The 3,655-nt window shown below is 43.6% G+C and carries 4 protein-coding genes; 1 reads left to right on the top strand and 3 read right to left on the bottom strand.

What is annotated here, in order from left to right; genetic code table 11:
- Positions 1 to 542: 542 nt before the first annotated feature.
- Positions 543 to 713, bottom strand: coding sequence for a hypothetical protein (locus tag H1A14_RS22935; protein WP_194778653.1), 171 nt, complete (start codon positions 711 to 713; stop codon positions 543 to 545).
- Positions 706 to 1,020, bottom strand: coding sequence for a hypothetical protein (locus H1A14_RS22930; protein ID WP_194778652.1), 315 nt, complete (start codon positions 1,018 to 1,020; stop codon positions 706 to 708). Before H1A14_RS22930 ends, H1A14_RS22935 begins: the two co-directional genes overlap by 8 nt.
- 637 nt (positions 1,021 to 1,657) lie before the next feature.
- Between H1A14_RS22930 and ltrA the strand changes: the two genes are divergently transcribed.
- Entirely contained in the window at positions 1,658 to 2,938 is a 1,281-nt protein-coding gene (gene ltrA, locus H1A14_RS22925; protein ID WP_194778651.1) for a group II intron reverse transcriptase/maturase, read from the top strand.
- A 105-nt stretch (positions 2,939 to 3,043) separates the two neighbouring features.
- Here the strand turns inward: ltrA and H1A14_RS22920 are convergent, their stop codons facing one another.
- Positions 3,044 to 3,568, bottom strand: coding sequence for a DMP19 family protein (locus H1A14_RS22920; RefSeq protein WP_194778650.1), 525 nt, complete (start codon positions 3,566 to 3,568; stop codon positions 3,044 to 3,046).
- Positions 3,569 to 3,655: the final 87 nt, after the last annotated feature.

Genomic DNA, 3,655 nt, shown 5'->3' with positions numbered 1-3,655 from the left:
GACCAGTCGGACGGGGGCCGAACGTATTGTGAAGTGAAAATTCGATAGGGAGCCTTTGCGTAGCCTTATCTTAAAAGTAGCGGAAAGGCATTGCTGGTTTAAAGAGCGGCAGTCCTATGCTTTACGAACCGCTGTATACGAGAACCGTACGTACAGTGGTGTGAGAGCCTCAACCTGAGCCAATTGGCTCAGGTCAGGCTACTCGATTAGCGGGTCGTTGTTTTTTTCTTTCGTCATATTTACCAACTTAAGCAAAAACTATTTTCACCGTTTTCTCTGTCAATTTCCATACTTGCGGCTTCTGCACCATATGTCCAATGTCCTGTAAACCTTATTTTTATTGGGTCTGTGTCTTTAGTAATCGTCACGTTACTTATTTCCCAAATCCTGCAAGTTTCGTAGCCCTTCGTATTTCTAACGTCTGTATCTAACGTCCATATTATTTTTCCGTTCTCAATGAGTGTCAAAATAGGCGAAAGAGTATCGTTTCTGTTTGTCAAGATAAGTTCTCCACCTTTTGAAAGTTTAAATCGTTCGGATGCTTACGTTATTTCTATTGGAGTTGTCGTAATAGCTTTAAATGGTCCATCGTCCATACCGCAACCACTCGTAAAAGAAAAAACAACGTAGGCAACAAAACCCAAATAAGCAATCACACCAATTCCTAATATTGATGCAGACCAAATAATAATTTTCTTAGCAGTTTTATTCATTTACATCTTTTGAACTTTCCGTAAAAGTCTTATTAAAGTCTCTCACACGTTTCGGATTTTCATTCTCTTTTAGCCCTTCATACTCTGCCCAAAGCATTACGTCTCTCGTGTCAAAGGTTGCAGTTTCAATGTATCGCTCTAAGTCTGTCAGGTCGCCTTTTGCTAAAAATATGATACAACGAATTACTCTATCTGTTTTCAGATAATCTACTTTGTTGATTGCGTCAATTAATATTGTTGTTGCCTTATTTGCATTCTGTCCAAAGTCAGTTTGTATTTTACTGTTTATGTCGTCTTTAAATGTCATTCGTTGGTGTCGTTTTACAATGCCCGCTGACGGTTGGCAGCTACCCGAAGGGCGGGACTTTTACCACAAATCTTGATTTGAAAAACTAATGTTTGATTAATCACAAAACTGTCTTTGCAACACCAACCCCCGCCTTTTGGGTAGGTGCTGTGTGTGCCTTGAATGGTGAATATAGGTCAAAAACTTGGCCGTTCCAACGGGTGAAAGTCCCTTAAGCGCGGGCGTAACGTCCCGAAGCCAAGCAAGTGGCAAGCTGGTTTGCCGTGAGGCATGCAGTGAAGTAAGCCAGACTGCGGTGTCTGTACTGACGAACAGGAACCATATACGGAGGCTACGAGGTCGGATGAGGTGGCACAGCACACCGAAGTCCAAACCTTCCGCAAGGGAGGAAGTACCGAAGTAGTAGATATGGCAGGGATAGACACAAGGATATTCATCTTACCAAGGGAGGTCTCTGGGTGTCGGGAACACCTAAGAGAAGTCAGCCGAGGTCGTAGTAGTTGCCGGTAACGAGCTGTAAGAGCTACAGAGGTCTCACTGGGCAGCGAAGGACTGAACATTGGATTACGTCCAAATTCGATAGGGAGCAACTTTTGGGGCAGCCTTATCTTAAGCGGACAGGGTTAACAGTTTAACGATGATAGAAAAAGTACTCAACCGTAAGAACCTCTATAAAGCATACCGACAGGTAGTGCGGAACAAAGGTTCGGCAGGGGTAGACGGCATGAAAGTCACCGAACTGCTCTCCTATCTGGAAAGCAACGGGGACAAGATTGCCACCTCCATCCTCAACCACACGTATGTACCGAAACCTATCAAGGGGGTAGAGATACCCAAGAGCAACGGAAAGACAAGATTGCTTGGAGTTCCCACAGTAGTTGACAGATGGCTCCAACAGGCGGTAAGCCAAGTGCTGATGACCAAGTACGAACTTACGTTCGAGGAACACAGCTATGGCTTCCGTCCCGAAAAGAACATCCATAAGGCGGTAACACAGGCCCTGAAAAACATCAATGATGGCTATCAGGATATTGTGGACATCGATCTTAAAGGATTCTTTGACGAAGTTGACCATTCGGTTCTACTTCAATTGATCTACCAACGGGTAAAATGCCCGACCACCCTAAGGCTTATCCGAAAGTGGCTGCGTGCACCTATCCAGATCAAAGGAAAACTGCACAGGCGTAGAAAAGGCGTACCACAGGGATCTCCCATCAGTCCTCTTTTATCCAACATCCTTCTGGATTTACTGGATAAGGAACTGGAAAAGAGAAGCCTGAAATATGTCCGATATGCTGATGATTTCAGCATCTATACCAAGTCAAAGAAGGAAGCCAGAAACGTGGGCAACGAGATTTACCTTTTTCTAAAGGAAAAGCTCCGACTTCCCATCAACAGGGGGAAAAGCGGCATCCGAAGACCGTCCAATTTTGAGATGCTGGGACATGCATTTGTACCAACTTATCAAAAAGGGGTCAAGGGGAAATACCAATTGGTAGTGAAAAAGAACAGCTGGGACTCTCTGAAACGCAAGCTCAAGCAGATTACCAAGAAGACCAAACCATACAGCTTTGCAGAACGGCTCCAAAAGCTTAAAGAGGTCTGGATGGGATGGGTGAATAATTACCGCCTTGCCAGTATCTCCGCAAAGCTGAAATCACTTGATGAGTGGTTGAGAAATCGACTTCGCTATGGTATTTGGCACGACTGGAAAAAGCCAGAGAGGAAACGTAAAAACCTGATAAGATTGGGGGTGGACCAAGACCATGCCTACGCATGGAGCAGAACCAGGAAAGGGGGATGGGCTGTTGCCCAAAGTCCGATTCTGATCACTACAATAACTTTGTCCCGCCTAAGAAGAAAAGGGTACGAATCCATGCTTTCCTATTACCTCAAAACGCAACCTATAATCCAGTGAACCGCCGTATACGAGACCCGTACGTACGGTGGTGTGAGAGGCGCACCGTGAGCCTATGGCTCACGGCCGTCTACTCGATTATGGGCTGCCCTTCTTTCTATCGAGTTAAAATTTGTCTTTATTTTTCCGTACAAATTCAATGTTCAGCGTGTTCAAGTCGTCTTCGTAACTAAAAAACTTTTGGTCAAGTTCTTCCCAAACAAGGTCTGCCGTTTCTTGTATTTGCTCTAAAATTTCTTGTCGTTCTGTTCTGTCTTCTGGAACAATACTATTCGGAAATTGGTCAATTGCTTTTTGCAAAATGTCAGCCGTTTTGTTTGCACCTATTGTCTGCAAGGACTGAACTGTCTTATGAGCAAAGTCGCCACTTGAGTTAAAGAAATATTGGTTAAACCCACCATTGTTTATTTCTCTTTCCAAGCATTGATTGTAGTAAAATAGTTTCTGTTCTTCTGTTAGCTTATCCATATCATCTCCGTAAGAGCAAAGTTCTCCAATGAAATTATCTAGTTTGATTATGCTACCATTTGTATCGTCAAACGATAGTAGTTTTTCAAGGTCGAGTTTTTTGTTCTCAGAATTGTTGTCTGATTTTTCAGAACCACCAAAAAGTTTTTTAAATATGCTCATTGTTTGTTGTCGTTCTTATGCTTGCCCATAACGTTTTGCGCATATGGCTTGTGGCGGTTTTCGAAGCGGAATTCTTTCTTTCCAAGA

This window comes from Pararhodonellum marinum, assembly GCF_015354735.1.
GTDB lineage: Bacteria > Bacteroidota > Bacteroidia > Cytophagales > Cyclobacteriaceae > Pararhodonellum > Pararhodonellum marinum.
The sequence above is the reverse complement of the archived record's forward strand: the minus strand, read 5'-3'. Positions and strand labels throughout refer to the sequence as shown.